The following is a 17,513-nucleotide window of genomic DNA, read 5'->3' as shown; positions in this document are numbered from 1 at the left end:
CGTTTCCCATCCGTCAGTGTGAGGGCCCATGCAAACCAAACGGACCGTATTTCCCAACAAGCTTTTGCCTTACCTGCTCATCGCCCCCCAAATTTTCGTGACCGTGGTATTTTTCCTCTGGCCTGCGGGAACTGCATTCTGGCAATCTTTCCTGCGCCAGGACGCTTTCGGCTTCAAAACGACCTTCGTCTGGTTCGAAAACTACCGTCGGCTCTTTGCCGATCCGATCTACATCAATGCCTTCGGCCACACGCTCATCTTCGCCATACTCGTGACGGTCCTATCAACGTCGATCGCGCTGCTCCTGGCTGCAGCGGCGATGCGTGTGTTGCGCACCTCTCGAATTTATTCGACCTTGCTCATCTGGCCCTATGCCGTCGCTCCCGCGATCGCCGGCATTCTTTGGTGGTTCATGTTCAATCCGTCGATCGGTATCGTCGCCTATATGTTGCGGGCGATGGGGATCAACTGGAACCATCTGATCAATCCCGACGATGCCATGATCCTGATCGTGATCGCGGCGACGTGGAAACAGATTTCCTATAACTTCTTGTTCTTCTTGGCTGCGCTGCAATCCGTCCCGCGCTCGCTTCAGGAAGCCGGGGCCATCGACGGAGCCGGTCCGATGAAGCGTTTCTGGACGATCGTGTTCCCGCTGATCTCACCGACGACCTTCTATCTGATCGTCATCAACATCGTTTACGCGATGTTCGATACGTTCGGCATCATCCATGCGACCACCCAAGGCGGACCGGCGCGCGCGACGGAAATCCTTGTCTACAAGGTCTATTTCGACGGCTTTATCGGACTGAATTTGGGCTCGTCGGCGGCGCAGTCGGTCATTCTCATGGTGATCGTCGTCGCTCTGACGGCGGTCCAATTCCGTTTCATCGAACGCCGCGTGCAATATTGAGGAATTCCAAGGATGGTTGAAAATCGCCCCTTCCTAAATTTCCTGGCGCACCTTGTCCTCATCATTGGCGTCACGATCGTGGTATTTCCCGTCTACGTGGCTTTCATCGCATCGAGCCACGGCCCAAATGACTTCTTGTCAGGCGTCGTGCCGCTGACACCAGGTAGCCACATCATCGAGAACTATTCGACGATGCTCTCATCGGGAATGACAAGCTCCGGGGCGCCGCCGATCGGGCCGATGATGATCAACTCGCTGATCATGGCGGTTGGCGTCGCCGTCGGGAAGATCGTCATTTCGATCCTTTCGGCCTTTGCCATCGTCTATTTCCGATTTCCGTTCCGGACCCTGGCATTCTGGATGATCTTCATCACCCTGATGTTGCCGGTCGAGGTGCGCATCGTGCCGACCTACAAGGTCGTCGCCGACCTCGGAATGCTGAACAATTATGGCGGCCTCATCATTCCGCTGATCGCCTCGGCAACGGCAACCTTCCTGTTTCGTCAGTTCTTTCTAACAGTCCCTGACGAACTGATGGAGGCCGCCCGCGTCGATGGAGCGGGACCGATGAAGTTCTTCCGCGATATTCTGTTGCCGCTGTCGATCACCAATATCGCGGCGCTCTTTATCATCCTCTTCGTGCTCGGCTGGAACCAGTATCTCTGGCCGCTCATCACAACGACCGACCAGAGCTTTTATACCGTCGTGATGGGAATCCAGCGCATGGCAGCGGTTGCCGATGCCGAGCCGCGCTGGAACCTCGTGATGGCAGCGGTCATTCTCGCCGCCCTGCCACCCGTCCTCGTCATCGTCGCCATGCAACGCCTTTTTGTCAAAGGCCTGGTCGAAACGGAGAAATGAAATGGCAACGATCAACATCATCGACGTCAAGAAGAATTATGGCGCCGTTCCGGCGGTCAAAGGCATCAACCTTTCTGTTGCGGATGGCGAACTCATCGTGCTCGTCGGCCCGTCCGGCTGTGGCAAATCAACTTTGCTTCGCATGATTGCCGGGCTGGAAACCATCAGCGAGGGCCATGTCGAGATTGCCGGCCGCAATGTCAACAAGGCAGAGCCCGCCGACCGCGATATCGCCATGGTCTTTCAAAACTATGCGCTTTACCCGCATATGACCGTGCGTGGAAATCTCGAATATGGTTTAAAAAATCGCGGCACGGAACGGGCCGAAATCAACCGCCGTGTGGCGGAAGCCGCCCAGATCCTCGAAATCGGGCCGATGTTGGATCGTAAACCTCGCGAGCTGTCCGGCGGGCAGCGCCAGCGGGTTGCGATGGGGCGCGCCATCGTTCGCGAGCCGGCCGCCTTCCTGTTCGATGAGCCTCTGTCCAATCTCGATGCCAAATTGCGGGTACAGATGCGCGTTGAAATACGCCGGCTGCAACGGCGCCTGAAGACCACCAGCATCTATGTCACCCATGACCAGCTTGAAGCTATGACGCTGGCAGACCGGCTGGTCGTCATGAACGGAGGACTTGTCGAACAGGTCGGCTCGCCCGTGGCGGTCTACGATCGCCCGGCGAGTTTGTTTGTGGCCAGCTTCATCGGCTCACCGCCTATGAATCTTGTGCCGATCGACGTCCTCAGGGCGGCCGACAGCGAAAGTGCCCTGGCATTGCCCGCCGGCACCGACATGATCGGCCTTCGCCCAGACGCGTTGCTCGTCACCAAGCCGGTTGAGCCTTCCGTTCGTCTCAATGCAACGGTCGAGTTGCTCGAGCCAATTGGGGGAGAAAGCCATCTGCATGTGCGATTGGGTGGGAGCCAGCAGACGGTCGTCCTGACCGTACCGGGTCGTCCGGACTTTGCCGAGAATGCGAATATCGACATCTTCGCACGTGTTGACGCGATGCATCCTTTCAACAGCGATACCGGAAAACGCACAGATTGACTCCGCTTTATTCTTTCTCCATCCAACCCCGAAGAAGACGAAAGAGATGATACGATGACGACCGTAGAGTCGCGATCCGGCCCGAGACGCGGTGAAGTTCAGGCACATCGAGGCGCCTCTGCCGTCGCGCCTGAAAATACGATTGCTTCCTTTCGAGCGGCCGCGGGCCAGGGCGCGGAATGGGTCGAACTCGACGTTGCACTTCTTGCCGACGGTACCCCGGTCGTCATCCACGACGTTTCTATCGATCGCTGTTCCTCGTCAAAGGGAAATCTTGCCGACCTCACCGCATCGGATCTCGAAGCCATCGACGCGGGCTCATGGTTCAGCCCGAAATTCAAAGGCGAACCACTGCCAACGCTGGCCCGCGTTGTTTCGGCGCTGGGCGAACTCGGCCTCAACGCCAATGTCGAGATCAAGCAGCATGCCCATCACAAGTCACTCGACCAGTTGGTCAAAGTCGTTGATCAACATCTGAAGGCGCGGGCGGCGCACACCAAGATCATGATCTCAAGCTTTGATGCCGTTGCGTTGAAGCGAATGCAGGAGATTGATCCAAGCTACGAACTTGCCATGCTGTGGAGCAAGTTGCCTGCGGATTGGCTGGATGTCCTTTGGTCGATTCCCGCAAAAACCATCCATCTCGACTACAAGGCTCTGAGTATCGGGTTTCTCGAGGAGGCCGTGCATCGCGGCATCTCGGTGCGGGCGTGGACCTGCAACGATCCCAAACGGCTCGCATCTTTCTGGGATGTGGGTTTGACCGGTGTGATAACAGACGACCCCAGTGTCTACCTCACGTAAGGAGCGGCGATGGGGCAGCGGATCATATCGAGCCGACAACGTGAGATCCTTGCGCTGATCGAAACGGACGGTGTTCAGTACATCGAGGAGCTGGCACGTCGGTACGATCTGACGACGCAGACGATCCGTCGCGATATCAATGCATTATGCGATCTCGGGCACGCGCGCCGCTTCCACGGCGGCGTCGACCTGCCGGTCGAGGGCAGCAACATCTCACTCAATGCTCGCGCCCAGCTCAACCGGCGGGCCAAACGGCTGATCGCCAAGCGCGTCGCCGCCGACATAGGGGCAGAGGCGACAGTGTTCCTTGGGATCGGCAGCACAGTTCGGTTCGTTGCCGAGGCGCTACGTGATCACCAGGGCCTGACGGTAATCACCAACAACATCCACGTCGCCTTGAGCCTTTGCGATGCACCGAGTGTCGAGGTGCATTTGACGGGCGGTCTTTTGCGTCACGACGATCGCGACGTGGTGGGCACGGATGTGATCCGGTTCGTCGAAAAATTCTATGCGACTTACGCAGTCGTCGGCGCAGGCGCTTTAAGCCCGCTCAACGGTCTGATGGACTTCAGCTATAGCGAAGCCCAAATTACCAATGCCCTCCTTGAGAATTCGCAAACGCAGATTCTGGCCGCAGACGTCAGCAAGTGGACGCGAAACGCTTCCGTGCGTGTGGCGCCATTCAGCAAACTCACCCGTTTTTACACCGATCGGCTGCCTGGCGAAGCGGCCGCCACCAATGCCCTCGCCGAGAGCGGCTTGGACGTGGTCACATGCAGCGAGGACATGACATGAGCTACGTAGACCTGGCGCCATCAGCTCGTGAGTTACAGGATGTGCGCTACCTGTTCACCGACATCGACGATACCCTGACGACAGAAGGTAAACTTCTGCCGCAAACCTACGAAGCTCTCTGGGATCTCAGCCGGGCGGGTATTGCCGTCGTGCCGGTGACGGGCGGCTCCGCCGGTTGGTGCGAACATATCGTTCGTGCCTGGCCGGTGGCCGCAGTCATCGGCGAAAGTGGCGCATATTGTGTCACTCGTCGGGACGGTGCTGTCGCCTTCGACTATTGGGAGGACGCCGCCCTCCAGGCCGAGCGCCAGCGCCAGCACCTCCAGGCAATCAAAGAGCTGGTCTCGCGAAGGGGCACGGCGTTCAGAATTGCCCACGACCAGGTTTTTCGGCTGGCGGACGTCGCAATCGATATTCAGGGTCACGACCCGCGTGAGGTCGAGGATCTCGCGTCCAGTATAAAAGCCATTGGCGGAACGGTTGCGATCAGCTCCATTCACATCAACACGTGGATCGGCGATTACAACAAGCGCTCGATGAGCGAGCGCGTTTTAACCGAGATGTTTGGTGTCGATCCCGATGAAACAGCCGCTGTGACCGCCTTCGTCGGTGACTCTCGAAACGATGCACCGATGTTTGGCTTTATCCGCAATTCCTTCGGGGTCAACAACATCATCCCGGTTCTGTCACAATTGCAATACGCGCCGAAATGGGTCTCCTCGCAGCCCGCCGGGCTTGGCTTTGCCGATATTGCCCAAACGATATTGGACGCGGCTGGCGCAGGTTCTGAGACGTCTCATCAGCTTTTGACTGAGCCGGCGGTCATGCCTGCCAGGAAGTAGCGTTGAGCGACCAGGTAAAGGACCAGAAGGGGAAGGGAACCGAGCACGCTCATCGCCATCATCTCGTTCCATTCGAAGGCGTGCTGACCCATCAGAAGCTGGATGCCGATCGGAACGGTTCTGAGGTCCATCGATTTCGTCAGCGTCAGCGCGAAGAGGAATTCGTTCCAGGCCAGCAGAAACGTGTAGACCGCCGTGGCAACGATCCCGGGGATGGAGACCGGAACGATGACGCGCCAGAGTGCTGTCCAGCTCGAGCCGCCGTCGACAAGGACGGCCTCGTCCAGCTCTTTCGGCAAGGTGTTGAGATAGCCTGTCATCAGCAGGATGGCATAAGGCAGCGTGAAGACCATGTAGGTCAGGATCAGTGCCAGATAGGTATCGAAGATCCTGAAGGCGACCACCATTCCGAAATAGGGGATGAGAAGGGTGATCGGCGGAACGGTCTGGGTGCTGATGATGAAGATGTTCAAGGTGTTCTTGAACCGGAACTGATAGCGGCTGAAGCCGTAGGCGGTCACGATCGCGACGACGAGGGTCAGGCAGGTGACGACACCAGCAACGAAGTAGCTGTTGATGAAGAACCGCACTTTCACCGGATCGTTGAAGATCGTCAGATAGGCGGCCACCGTAAAATCCTGCGGAAAAAGCCGCGGCGGAAGGGCGAAGATTTCCGTATTCGATTTCAGCGAACTGAAAAACATCCACACGATCGGAAAGGCCGAAAAGACCAGGCCGATCGCCAGGCCGAGATAGGTCAGGATGGTCGGCAATACGGAGCTCTTGAAGGAACGTTTTGCCATGGCGATCACCTGCGCTGCTGGTGTTTGATGTAGAAGTAGGTGACGCTCATCGAGATGATGAGGATGATCATCGCGCTCGCCGAAGCCAACGAGAATTCGTACTGGGAGAAGGCGAGCTTGTAGGTGAAGGTGGAGAGCACTTCCGTCGAATAGATCGGCCCGCCCCCCGTCGTCATCCACACCAGCGGAAAAACCTGCATCGTCCAGATGAAGTCGAGAAGCGCAATGCTGATGATGATCGGCATCAACTGCGGAATGGTGATGTACCAGAACTTTTGGAGTTCGTTGGCGCCATCAATACCGGCTGCCTCGTAAAGCTCCTTCGAAATGCCCTGGAGGCCGGCAAGCAGGCTGACCATGTAGAGCGGATAACCCGCCCAGATATTTGCGAAGGTCAAAGCGTGAATGGCGGTGCGCGTGGATGAAAACCACTCCACCTTGAAGTTGATGATGTGGAGCGCCATCAGCACGCTGTTGACGACGCCGTTCGGGTCGAGCAGCAAGCGCCAGATGATGGCGATGATGACGGCGGTGAACAGCCAGGGCAGGATGAAGAGCACACGCAGGATGCTGCGAATGAGCGGATCGACGCGGTTGGTGTTCAACAGCAGCGCGAATGCCAAGCCGATGATGAAGTGGAAGACGACGCTCATGATCGTGAAATAAAGCGTCTGCACGACCGACTGCCAGAAGACGGGGTTCTCGAAGATGGTCACATAGTTCTGGACACCCGCGAACGCCGCGCCCTTTTTCATGATGGCGCCGTCCATCAGAGAATATTTGAAGACCATCACCATCGGGAACAGCATCAGCAGAACAAGCAGCAGGGTCGCCGGCGACACGTAGAAATACGGCACCAGCTTCCTCAAAGTGCTGTAACGAAGCCATCCTTTTCTTCGCGCTTTGGTATGCGCGGCGACCAGAGCCGTAGCCGAATGATTCATGAGCTGTGACTTTCCGTTCTGCCGAGTTGACGACTTGCACCGGCAGCGCCACGTGGCGCTGCCGGTGATCCGTGAAAGCGACGTGCTTAGAACTTCGCGAGCCAGGCCTTCTGGGTATTGGCAGCCGCGTCCTTGGCAGACTGCCCGCCATCGAACATCTTCTGAACTTCGACGTTCATGTCGCGCATCAGCTCTTCGGCGACCGGAAGGCCGACGAATTCGTTCGCAGGATAACCGCTCTGGAAGATTTTAAAAGCTTCCGCGAAGATCGGGTCCGATGCCACGAAATCCGGCTTGGCATGGACGTTGCCGGGGAAGGCGTTGGCAATCGAGACCAGACGGCCGTTGACGTCAGGGCTCATCAGATATTCGACCAGCTTCCAGGCTTCTTCCTTGTGCTGGCTGCCCTCGCTGATGCCGATGCCCCAGGAGGCATAGGGCATGCCGCGCTTGCCGGTGTAGCCGTCGGTGGCCGGCAAGGCTGATATGCCGAAGTTGAGCTTCGGATTACGCTCGCGGATGAGGTTCACATGGGCGAGGGAATCCACCATCATGCCAACGCGGCCGTTGACAAATTCCTCGACCTTGTCCTGTTCCTTCTTGGCAAAAATGCCGGGAGAAATCACGCCTTCCTTGTTGAGGGAAGCGATATAGTCGAGCGTGCCGACGACGGCGTCATTTTCGAGGTCCGGCTTGCCGTCCTTCAGCATCGAGGCCCCGGAGGCCCAGACCCAGGACATCACGTCGTTCTGGATTCCGCTCGGAGACTGTAGCGACAGGGGCAGAACCCAGCCGTACTGGTTCTTCGAAGCGTCGGTCATCTTCTTCGCGGCTTCAGCAAATTCCGTGCGCGTGGTCGGCAACTTGTCGACGCCAGCGGCCTTGGAGATATCGAGGTTCACGAAGACGGGGTAGACGAAGGATGCGAGCGGGAACATCACGCTCTTGCCATCGACCTTGACGATATCGGTGATCTGGCTCTTGTCGTACTTCGCCTTCTCCATCATTTCGTCCATCGAGGCGATCGCGCCCTGTTTGGCGAGCCCGTTTACCCAGGCACCATCCAGGCCCACCACGTCGCTCAGCGTACCGGAGGCGGCGCCGACGACGATCTGGTCACGCGTCGTGGCATAGGGACCGCTGACCAGCGTCACCTTGATGCCGGGGTTTTTGGCTTCGAAATCGTTCATAATGCCGCGCAAGGCGCCGGACGGCATTTCAGGTTCCCACCATTGAATGAATTCGATGGTGGTGTCGGCAAACGCGGATGTGGCGCAGAGCGCCCATACCGCTGCGGCAGCCCGCATGGTCACGCCAAATTTTCTGATATTCATCTGTGCCTCCCAAAGATTGTCAGTAATCGATCCTCCTCAAGATCGTAGGCAAAGTAGGTTCCCTGAAGCCCCTATCTGTCAATGAAGAACTGCGATCGGGAAAAGATGGGAAGCCGGCATTCACGGCGTCTGTTGAGTTAAATCATTGATAGAAAATAATAAAATTGATTGACATCACCAGTATTTTTCTGCAGCATTTGTGTTGCTTGTGACGCATTTTTTCTTTACTTTCGTAAACAAATGAAAGTTTAGCCAATAAAATGAAAAGCGTGGCACCCGGCGTCTTTACTGCAAATTTTTCGGATTTTGGTGCTGAAACAAGCGCCTTTTGCAACCACGCGGCGCAGATTGCGCAAGTCGCAGATGAAGCGAATATTTCGATTTTCGAAAGGGAGGGGATGGCCCGTACCAAAAATGACGGCTCACGCGTTGATTTTCGACGATCCCGGAAAACGAAGATCACCCTGTACAAATTTTCGAATGCGTGATTTGGCGCGTCAGTGGATCTTCCGTTGAGTGCGAAATCAGTTGTCTTCGTCCCGCCAATAAGGAATTGAATGGCCAAGAAAAGTTATAAATCGATGGACGACTTCGCGACCGCCGCCGGCGTATCGCGTCCGACATTGTCGAAATATTTCGATGATCCCTCGCAGATCAAGGAGGTGACCCGCAAGCGTATCGAGGCGGCTCTCAAGAAGTCGAATTTCGAGCCGAACCTTTTCGCGCGGCATCTCAATCGCAAACGGACGAGGAATATCGGGATTCTGGTCCCGACCATGTCGGATCCCTTTTATGTGCAGGTCGTGTCACTGATCGAGCTGGAGTTGCGCGAAAAGGGATTCTGGCCCGTCCAGATCTCTTCGCACACGCGGCCGGAGCTGGAGGCGGAGGCCGTGCGGACCCTGCTCTCGCTGAAGGTTGCAGGTGCGATCGTGGCGCCGCTCGGGGCCGGTTCTCGCCGTTCCGCACTGGAGAGACTAAGCGACGCAATCCCTGTCGTCTGCTTCGACAACCCTGCCAGCGCTGACCTTCCTTATGTCGGCAACGACAACGCGCAAAGCATGGCAGCCATTGTGCAATATCTCTGCCGGTCCGGTGAGCCGCCGATATTCCTGGAAATTCCGCATTTGACCGAAAATGCCGGCGAGCGGCAGGCGAGCTACCGTGCGACCATGGCGAGGGAAGGGCATTCTCCGCTGGTCATCGATTGCGACGCACCACCTTCCTGGGAATTCGAGCGTCTCGGATACGAGCAGATGCAGAGAATTCTTGCGAATGGCGGTCTTCCCGGCAAAACGCTCCTATGCGCCAACGACCGCTTCGCTTTCGGCGCGATGGCAGCCGCATTCGCGTCGGGACTGAAAATAGGCCGGAACGACGTCTGTGATGTGCGCATCGCCGGGCACGATGATCACCCGCTGAGCCGATATACCTGTCCGTCGCTGACGACCATGGCCCAGAACGCGCCCGAGATCGCGGCGAAATCCGTGGAGCTTTTGCTGGCGCATATCGAGAGCGAGGATGATGGAACGACCCCTGTGACGAACAGGGTGATCCTCGAGGCGACGCTGGTCATGCGCGACTCGGCGTGAGTCAGTCGCGGTTGCGCCTCAACGGGCAAGCGCAGGGTCCATGGTGCGCCAGGCCATTGCAATGGCTTCAAGGGCCTCTTGCGCCTCCGGAATGGCTCGTCGCTTCGATACGAAGCCATGGATCTGTCCGGGCCAGGTCCGGCTTGTGGCCTGCGCTTCCAAGCTGAGCCGCTCGGCATAAGCGGCCCCTTCGTCGAACAGCACGTCGTATCCGGCAAGGATCACGAGGGCCGGCGCCACGCCTGCCAGCGACGCCACGCGCAGCGGCGAGGCGCGCCAATCCGGCCTGCTCGCGGCTTCCGGCAGATAGTGGTCTCGGAACCATTTCATCGCTGCGGCCGTCAGGCCGAAACCCTCCGCATAACGCAAGTAGCTGTCGCTTGCCTGCAACTGGTCGGTCACCGGGTAGATCAGCACCTGTCCGATGACAGGCGGCACCTGCCCGTCCCGCGCCAGCAGGGCGACGACGGCGGCAAGATTGCCGCCGGCGCTATCGCCGGCGACGACAATTCTCACTGGATCGATGCCGAGCGCATCAGCTTGATCGGTCATCCAGACGAGTGTGGCGGCGCAATCATCGATCGCTGCCGGAAAGGGATGTTCCGGGGCCAGGCGATAGTCGGGTGAAACCACGACGGCGCCTACCATATTGGCAAGCGTCCGGCAGATATCCTCATGGGTTTCCGGCGCGCCGATCACAAAGCCGCCGCCATGGAGATAAAGCAAGGCGGGTGCGGCCTGGCGCGGCGCGGTCCGTCCGCGCCATATCTTCAACCTGATTGCGCCCAGATGCCTTTCCAGGATCTCGGCCACGTCTTCGAGCGGCCGCTGGATGTCTGCGAAACTATCCAGATATTGCTGCCGCGCCAGCGCCGGCGTGCAGCTTTCGACCGGCGTTTCCGGATCGCCAGGCCATGCAAGCGCGCGTTTGGCGGATTCATCCAGTTCTGTCATGCCAGCAAACTCCTCGCTTCGTCTTCCCGCAATTCCCTCGGCTGCACGACGATACCCGAAATCGTCTGCGCGGCACCGGTTTCGCCGGCACGCAGGATCGCTTCCATGACTTCGAGCACATGCAGCGCGAGATCGCCCGAAGCGCGGGGCTTGCGGCCTTCGATGATTGCGTGTGCCAGATCGGCAAGACCAAGCATGCGATAGTTGGCACGATCAGGCGCTGTGATCGGCCAATTGACGGCTCCGAAAAGTTCGCCTGATGTATCCGTTTCTTGCCAGGGAACGCCACGGCTGGAGAGCCCGACGGAGCCGCCGAAATTGTCGGGGTCGGGCAGGCGCAGCGAGCCTTCGGTACCGTGGAGCTCGATGGGGTGGTTGGAGTGGCGGAATACGTCCCAGGAGCTGCCGAAGGTGACCGTGGCGCCGCAATCGAATTCCAGCAGCGACAGCACGCTGGTCGGCGTACCGACCCTGAATGTGGTGCCCTGTTTCGGCCCCTCGGCGGTGATGAGCCGCTCTTCCTGCCCGCTTGTGGCGACGGCCTGCACACGGCGGATCGGCCCCATCAGATTGACCATCATCGTAAGATAGTAGGGTCCCATATCCATGACCGGGCCGGCGCCGGCCTGGTAGTAGAAGCTGGGATCCGGATGCCAGTGCTCCATGCCGCGCCCCATCATGAAGGCTGTTCCCGTCACCAGCTTGCCGATAGCGCCGGCTTCCATCTGCCGCCGGGCATGGCGTCCGGCCGCTCCCAGGAAAGTGTCTGGGGCCGAGCCGAGCATCAGGCCCTTCGCGGCGGCGGCATCCACCAGCCGGCGTCCTTCCGCGGCCGTGACGCCGAGCGGCTTCTCCGTGAAGACATGCTTGCCTGCCGACAGCGCCCGCATCGAAACGTCAAAATGCGCAGCCGGGATCGTCAGATTGAGGATGAGGTCGATGTTCTTGTCGTCAATGAGGCTATCGACGTCAGCCGCCCGCAGATCGAATTCCGCTGCGCGGCGCGTGGCGGCGTCTGCGTTGAGATCTGCACAGGCGATGATTTCGACACCGCGGAACAGCGGCGCGTTGCGCATATAGGCGAGCGAAATATTGCCGCATCCCACAACGCCGATCCTGAGTTTCATGTCATTGGTCTGTGCCATCTAAGAACCTGATTTTGCCGTTGCGGGTGCGAAGGGTTGAGGGGCGTGTTACATTTTAATCGCAAGGAATAAAATATATTGACGCACGGTAACATTTGACCGTAGGTAATGGCAAGACGCTGGCGTCGCAATCCCCGCTGAAGAGCCCGCCGTTCCGGTCTTCGGCCGCCTCTCCAGGCGGAAGGGGCTTTCGGCAAGGCTAGCTAAGCCCCGAGGATTGCCCGTGCGGGGAAGCCGCCGGCTTCGGTATCGGCTGTCATCAACGAATAGGTCAGGACCGAGATATGAAAAATGCTGAGCCGCAGATCGGCTGCCAAACATTCACCTGGGAGATGCTGGGTACCGGTTGGAGCGGCGGTCCGGACGATCTGGTGCGCGCCATTGCCGATGGCGGATATGCCGGTATCGAAATCACCGACACGATGATCGATCATTACGCGCTCAAGCCTGCCGACTTTGCCCGCACCCTGACGGATGCCGGTTTGGCGCTGGTTTCCTTTGCCTTCGGCTCCGCCAGCGGTTTCACGGTGGCGGAAAAGATTGCCTCCGATCTCGACGCGGCGCGGCGATGGGTCGATTTCGCGGCGAATTTTCCCGGTGCGCTGGTATCGATGGGATCGGCGACGGTCGTCTCGGATGGTCCACTCGATGAGAAGTTCGCCATTGCGGCCGAGTGCTACAATCGTGCGACCGAGATCGGACAGTCGGCTGGCGTCGCCGTTGCGGTCCATCCTTCCTCGCACCACAATACGCTCCTCTTCACCCGGAGCGACTATGATCGCCTCTTTGCTCTCTTGGATCCAGGCGTGGGTTGGGTGCCGGATACCGGCCATATCCTGCGTGGCGGCCAGCAGATCGGCGACACGCTGGCGGCCCACCGGGACCGGATCCGCTACGTGCATCTGAAGGATGTCGACGCCGGCGGGACCTGGGCGATGCTCGGCGAAGGCGTCTGCGACGTGCCTGCCGTCATATCGGCCGTTCGGGATGCGCCGAACTTTATCGGCTGGATCGTGGTCGAGGAAGAATCGGACCATGCCGGAACCGATCCTGCCGCGGCCGTTCGCGCGAACCGCGAGACGCTTCGACGTCTGGGATTTTAGCCCTTCTCGTATTCCATGGCGTCGGCCAAAGCCATCCGTCGACGCCAAAGCCTCTCCTGTCTCTCTTGTAAATTGGAGAGGTGGACTGCAGATCACGCGTAGCGAACCTCCACGCCCAGCTTGTCCAGCCGGTGGCGAATGCTGTGCGGCATGTTGCTGTCCGTGATGATCAGGTCGACGCGCGATAGCGAGAAGGCTTTGGAGGAGGCGCCGATGTCAAATTTGCTCGAATCCGCCACGAGGACGACACGCCGGGCCATGCGAACCAGGTTGCGCTTGGTCCGCGCAATATCCTCGGAGACATCGACGACGTCGAAGGCCTGATCGATCGCGTGGGCGCTGACAAAGGCCTGGTGGGCGACGAGGCCGCCGACCGCCTTGTCGGAGTCCGACACGATCGTGCTCACGGTGCTGGGAAATACGCGGCCGCCGATCATGTGTACGTCGAGCCCTGGCCGGTACATCAGATGCTGCGCGATGTTCATCGCCGTCGTCGCAACCACGACGTTGTTGACCGGGGGCATCTGCATGGCCACTTGCAACAGCGTCGAACCGCTGTCGAAGACGATCGACTGATTGTCGATGATCTGCCGCGCGGCCATCTGGGCGATGCGTCGCTTCGCATCGAAATTGCGCTGCATGCGTTCCTCGAAGGCGGCCGCCGGCGAGTCGGACGGCAGGGCGATTGCTCCGCCATGTGTTTTGATCAGTTGCTTCTTCGCGTCCATGATTTCGAGGTCGGAGCGGATCGTCACTTCCGAGACCTCGAAGAATTCCGCGAGCTGGCGGGTGCGTGCCTGACCGACCCGTTGAAGTTCCAGCATGATCTGCTGCCGCCTCTGCTCTGCAAGCATTTGTGATCCCGACCTGTCGCCCCTTGCGGCCATATGACTTTTGAAAAACGAAAGTTCGCCGCCTTATCCTGCGGCTCTTGCTACAAAAATAGCCGCAGGATGACGAAAATGCACGTCAAAAATTCATCATCCATGTAAAAACGAAAGAAATCGAAATATTGAATATTTGTTTGTTTTCGAGTTAGGGTTTCCTCAGCATCGGCGCCAGCAATCGCAGAGCCGGCAATCACAAAGGAAGTATCGCCATGGGTCTCGGAACCAAAGTCCGCCTCGCACGCCTGTTCTCGAACCCATCGGGTCATCTGTTCGGAGGCGCCGTCGATCATTTTGTCGGTTACGGCAATGTGCGTGAGGGCGGGCTTGCCGACCTGCCGGGTGCGCTCAGACGCGTCATGGCGGGAGGCCCCGACTACATCAGCATCCAGCCTGGCGCGGCGCGCCACCTCTGGTCGGAATATGCCGGAAAGGCAGCGCTCGTCATTCAGGGCGGTTGCTTCACCGCCGACGACCGTATTCGCCAGCTCATTGCGACCCCGGAAGACGCGGTGCGTTATGGTGCGGACGCACTGGCTGTCGCCATTCCTGTGCGCGGCGCCACCGAAGGAGAGTATATCCGCTGGCTCACCGATACGGTCAATGCCGCCGCCCGCTTCGAGATGCCGGTCGTCGCCCATGTTTATCCCCGCGATTTCTCCGACGGCGGTAAGATCGTGTTCACCCCGGATGAGATTGCCTATGCGGTGCGCATCGGCTTCGAGGCCGGTGTCGACGTGATCAAGGTCGGCTACACCGGCGATTTCGAATCCTTCCGCGAGACCGTTGCGACCTGCCCGATTCCGGTCGTGATCGCCGGCGGTCCGAAGACCGATACGCTGCTCGGAGCGCTCGTCCAGACCTCGGAGGCATTGCGCGCTGGAGCCAAGGGCGCGGTCGTCGGTCGTAACCTTTGGGGTCACGGCGATACGACCATGGCCGCGCGCGCCTTCAAGTTCGTCATTCATAACGGGATGGCGCCGGAGGATGCGCTGGCGGCGGCCGGTGCCTGAGACGTGTCGCGCCCTTTCCAGGTTCTGGGCTTCGGCGCGCTGGCAATCGATGACATCATCTATGTCGATCGGGGGCTGACGGCCGGCAAGGGAAAAGTGACGAAGCGTGCCACCGACCATGGCGGCAACGTGGCGACGGCCCTGGTTGCCGTCGCCCGGCTTGGCGGGCGCGCTGGCTTCATCGGCTGGCTCGGCGATGAGCCAACGGCCGATGTGGCGGGTTGCGAGCTCGAGCGGGACGGCGTCGATATATCGCTGGCTCCCCGCCACGCTGATGCCGCTCCGATCCGCTCCGTGATCACGGTCGGTCCCGGCGGCGACCGGTTCATCGCTTATGATGACGATGTGCTGCACGGCACGTCGGATGCGCTGCCCGACGATGTTCTGATGCAAGCCCCGGTACTGCTGATCGATGGTTATGCCACGCATTCCGAAAGTGTCGTGGCGCGCGCACGCGGCTTGGGCCTGGCCGTGATTGCCGATATCGAATGGACGGTCGGTGCCGCGACCGACCGGATCCTGGCTTTCGCCGACCATCTGGTGCTGCCGCTCGCCTTTGCGCAGGAGTACACCGGCGAAGATGATCCTACGATGATCCTGGACAAACTTTGGTCCGGGGATCGATCCGCGGTTGTCCTCACCGACGGCGAACGAGGGACTTACCTCCGCCAGAAAGGCGATGCGACCCGGTGGCATGTGCCGGCCTATCAGGTTCAAGCAGTCGACACGACCGGCGCCGGGGATTGCTTTCACGGTGCTTATGCTCTTGCCCTCGCGGAGGGCAAGAGCCCGCTTGATTGCACTGCCTATGCCACGGCGGCGGCCGCCATTTCCGTGACCGCACGGGGAGGGCGCAAAGGCCTGCCAGATCACCGGACGTGCCTGGCATGGATGGCGGCGGAGAATGCGCCCGCGCCGCTCCCGATGCCGGGATGCCGGAAATGAGCGCGATGTGGCCGGTGTCGACGCTGGTCGACCGGCCGAGCGGTGCGTCGCCGATCTGTAATTGAAGCGCCTTGCGAGATCTCTTGACAGTCATGACGCCGGCCATAAAAGTTACGCGCGATAAAAAATATAATTCCGCAAATGAATATTGATTTCATTCGAAATATCTCTATTTTTCAAATAGATATGATTGGTCGCTGATAGTTCGTGATGAATTCACCTCGATTCTTTTGTTGACTTTGAAGCTCAGGCCTGAGCTTTCTTGTCAAAAGGATCTGAGACGGCGGGGAGCGCCGTCTGAAGATGTGATCCGGACTGGTACGGGAGGACGAGACGTGGCTGTGGTTGTACTCGACAAAATCTGCAAGACCTATGGAAACAGCTACCATGCGATCAAGGATCTGAGCCTGACGATCCATGATGGCGAGTTTCTGATTCTGGTCGGGCCGTCCGGATGCGGAAAATCGACCGCTCTGCGCATGATTGCCGGGCTCGAGGAAATCAGCAGCGGAACCTTGAGCATCGGCGGTCAGGACGTCGTGGATCTCGCGCCCAAGGACCGGGACATTGCCATGGTCTTTCAGAGCTATGCGCTTTATCCGCACATGACCGTCTTCGACAACATCGCCTTTTCGATGAAGCTGGCCGGAAAGAACAAGGCCGAACGCACCAAACGTGTCCATGAGATCGCCAAGATCCTGCAGCTGGAATCCTTGCTGGGCAACAAGCCCGCACAGCTTTCCGGCGGCCAGCGCCAGCGTGTTGCGATGGGCCGCGCCATGGTCCGCGAGCCCGCGGCATTCCTCATGGACGAACCGCTCTCGAACCTTGATGCGAAACTGCGCGTTCAGATGCGGGCGGAGATCGCCAGCCTGCAGAGACAGCTGGGCGTGACGACGATCTACGTGACGCACGACCAGACCGAAGCGCTGACCATGGGCGATCGGGTCGCGGTGCTGAAGGGCGGCGTGCTTCAGCAGGTGGATACGCCCAAGGCTCTGTATCACCGTCCGCTCAATGCGTTTGTCGCCGGCTTTATCGGTTCGCCGTCGATGAACCTTTTCGAGGGACGTCTGGAGGGCGGGCGCATCCATCTGCCGGGTTTCTCCATCCCCTTGTCCGACGGCGCTTTCGAGCGCGCTCCCGGTCTTTCCGCCTTCGAGGGAAAGGCTGTGATCTTTGGGGTCAGGCCCGAGGACCTCTACGACAGCCGGTTGCCGTCAGGAGCCTCCCATCCGACGATCCCGGTTATCGTGAAGTCGATCGAGGAACTCGGGTCCGAGCTGATCGTGCATTTGAAGATCGACGCGGTCCGGATCGACTCGGGCGACCCCGATGCCGTCGAGGATCTGAGCGGTGCCGCCAACGCCGTCGCGCGGTTCGAAGCCGTCAGCACGGTCGAGACGGGCCAATCGATCGATGTGGCAATCGACCCGGCGAAACTGCACTTTTTCCATCCTCAAACGCATATGGCGCTCTGAATTGACGAGGGAGCAGCGGGCGGCGCTGGTGGCGGCCCGGCCAGAAGAC

Annotated in this window: 18 protein-coding genes; 11 read left to right on the top strand and 7 right to left on the bottom strand. The window is 59.2% G+C overall.

All coding sequences use genetic code 11. The annotated features are described in order from the left end of the window. Positions 1–28 precede the first annotated feature (28 nt). Genes ugpA through ELH03_RS25450 form a run of 6 tightly spaced genes read left to right on the top strand, consistent with a single transcriptional unit; the run spans position 29 to position 5,263 of the window. Entirely contained in the window at positions 29–913 is an 885-nt protein-coding gene (gene ugpA, locus ELH03_RS25475; protein ID WP_128411640.1) for a sn-glycerol-3-phosphate ABC transporter permease UgpA, read from the top strand. Positions 914–925: 12 nt separating this feature from the next. After that, the gene (gene ugpE, locus ELH03_RS25470) at positions 926–1,774 is read left to right on the top strand and encodes a sn-glycerol-3-phosphate ABC transporter permease UgpE (protein ID WP_130766871.1); all 849 of its coding nucleotides are present in this window, start codon (positions 926–928) and stop codon (positions 1,772–1,774) included. 1 nt (position 1,775) lies between these two features. Next, positions 1,776–2,822: a sn-glycerol-3-phosphate import ATP-binding protein UgpC gene (locus ELH03_RS25465; RefSeq protein WP_128411639.1), complete on the top strand. Its 1,047-nt coding sequence runs from the start codon at positions 1,776–1,778 to the stop codon at positions 2,820–2,822. A gap of 54 nt (positions 2,823–2,876) precedes the next feature. Next, complete coding sequence (locus ELH03_RS25460) at positions 2,877–3,626, top strand: glycerophosphoryl diester phosphodiesterase (protein ID WP_130766870.1); 750 nt, start codon at positions 2,877–2,879, stop codon at positions 3,624–3,626. A gap of 9 nt (positions 3,627–3,635) precedes the next feature. Further along, the gene (locus ELH03_RS25455; RefSeq protein ID WP_128411637.1) at positions 3,636–4,421 is read left to right on the top strand and encodes a DeoR/GlpR family DNA-binding transcription regulator; all 786 of its coding nucleotides are present in this window, start codon (positions 3,636–3,638) and stop codon (positions 4,419–4,421) included. Next, on the top strand, positions 4,418–5,263 hold the full coding sequence (locus ELH03_RS25450; RefSeq protein ID WP_128411636.1) for an HAD-IIB family hydrolase: 846 nt from the start codon (positions 4,418–4,420) through the stop codon (positions 5,261–5,263). The genes ELH03_RS25455 and ELH03_RS25450 overlap by 4 nt, the downstream gene beginning before the upstream one ends. Here the strand turns inward: ELH03_RS25450 and ELH03_RS25445 are convergent. The 4 genes from ELH03_RS25445 to ELH03_RS38055 form a co-directional block, all read right to left on the bottom strand. Further along, positions 5,221–6,066: a carbohydrate ABC transporter permease gene (locus tag ELH03_RS25445; protein WP_027686420.1), complete on the bottom strand. Its 846-nt coding sequence runs from the start codon at positions 6,064–6,066 to the stop codon at positions 5,221–5,223. The genes ELH03_RS25450 and ELH03_RS25445 overlap by 43 nt on opposite strands. A 5-nt stretch (positions 6,067–6,071) precedes the next feature. Further along, the gene (locus tag ELH03_RS25440) at positions 6,072–7,010 is read right to left on the bottom strand and encodes a carbohydrate ABC transporter permease (protein ID WP_128411635.1); all 939 of its coding nucleotides are present in this window, start codon (positions 7,008–7,010) and stop codon (positions 6,072–6,074) included. Positions 7,011–7,096: 86 nt separating this feature from the next. Next, the gene (locus ELH03_RS25435) at positions 7,097–8,344 is read right to left on the bottom strand and encodes an ABC transporter substrate-binding protein (protein ID WP_128400173.1); all 1,248 of its coding nucleotides are present in this window, start codon (positions 8,342–8,344) and stop codon (positions 7,097–7,099) included. 142 nt (positions 8,345–8,486) lie between these two features. After that, complete coding sequence (locus ELH03_RS38055; RefSeq protein ID WP_245485442.1) at positions 8,487–8,909, bottom strand: hypothetical protein; 423 nt, start codon at positions 8,907–8,909, stop codon at positions 8,487–8,489. Here ELH03_RS38055 and ELH03_RS25425 point away from each other — a divergent pair. After that, complete coding sequence (locus ELH03_RS25425) at positions 8,902–9,936, top strand: LacI family DNA-binding transcriptional regulator (RefSeq protein WP_128400174.1); 1,035 nt, start codon at positions 8,902–8,904, stop codon at positions 9,934–9,936. The two genes, ELH03_RS38055 and ELH03_RS25425, sit on opposite strands and share 8 nt — an antisense overlap. An 18-nt stretch (positions 9,937–9,954) precedes the next feature. Here ELH03_RS25425 and ELH03_RS25420 read toward each other — a convergent pair whose 3' ends face one another. Both ELH03_RS25420 and ELH03_RS25415 read right to left on the bottom strand, forming a co-directional pair. After that, a complete protein-coding gene (locus ELH03_RS25420; protein WP_128411634.1) occupies positions 9,955–10,890 on the bottom strand; it encodes an alpha/beta hydrolase in 936 nt (311 codons plus the stop codon). Beyond that, positions 10,887–12,035 (bottom strand): Gfo/Idh/MocA family protein, encoded by a 1,149-nt coding sequence (locus tag ELH03_RS25415; protein WP_128411633.1) that lies wholly within the window; start codon positions 12,033–12,035, stop codon positions 10,887–10,889. Before ELH03_RS25415 ends, ELH03_RS25420 begins: the two co-directional genes overlap by 4 nt. A gap of 284 nt (positions 12,036–12,319) precedes the next feature. Here ELH03_RS25415 and ELH03_RS25410 point away from each other — a divergent pair, with 284 nt between their 5' ends. Next, on the top strand, positions 12,320–13,138 hold the full coding sequence (locus tag ELH03_RS25410; RefSeq protein ID WP_128411632.1) for a sugar phosphate isomerase/epimerase family protein: 819 nt from the start codon (positions 12,320–12,322) through the stop codon (positions 13,136–13,138). 92 nt (positions 13,139–13,230) lie between these two features. Here the strand turns inward: ELH03_RS25410 and ELH03_RS25405 are convergent, their stop codons facing one another. After that, positions 13,231–13,992 carry a DeoR/GlpR family DNA-binding transcription regulator gene (locus tag ELH03_RS25405; RefSeq protein WP_018245741.1) on the bottom strand — a complete coding sequence of 254 codons (762 nt, stop codon included), beginning with the start codon at positions 13,990–13,992 and terminating at the stop codon, positions 13,231–13,233. Positions 13,993–14,237: 245 nt separating this feature from the next. Here ELH03_RS25405 and ELH03_RS25400 point away from each other — a divergent pair, with 245 nt between their 5' ends. The 3 genes from ELH03_RS25400 (at position 14,238) to ELH03_RS25390 (ending at position 17,464) form a co-directional block, all read left to right on the top strand. After that, the gene (locus ELH03_RS25400; protein WP_017956604.1) at positions 14,238–15,038 is read left to right on the top strand and encodes a beta/alpha barrel domain-containing protein; all 801 of its coding nucleotides are present in this window, start codon (positions 14,238–14,240) and stop codon (positions 15,036–15,038) included. Between the two features lie 3 nt (positions 15,039–15,041). Then, on the top strand, positions 15,042–15,983 hold the full coding sequence (locus ELH03_RS25395; protein WP_128411631.1) for a PfkB family carbohydrate kinase: 942 nt from the start codon (positions 15,042–15,044) through the stop codon (positions 15,981–15,983). A gap of 335 nt (positions 15,984–16,318) precedes the next feature. After that, positions 16,319–17,464 (top strand): ABC transporter ATP-binding protein, encoded by a 1,146-nt coding sequence (locus ELH03_RS25390; protein WP_128411630.1) that lies wholly within the window; start codon positions 16,319–16,321, stop codon positions 17,462–17,464. Positions 17,465–17,513: the final 49 nt, after the last annotated feature.

The organism is Rhizobium beringeri (assembly GCF_004306515.1).
GTDB lineage: Bacteria > Pseudomonadota > Alphaproteobacteria > Rhizobiales > Rhizobiaceae > Rhizobium > Rhizobium beringeri.
This window is presented reverse-complemented; position numbering and strand designations above follow the sequence as displayed.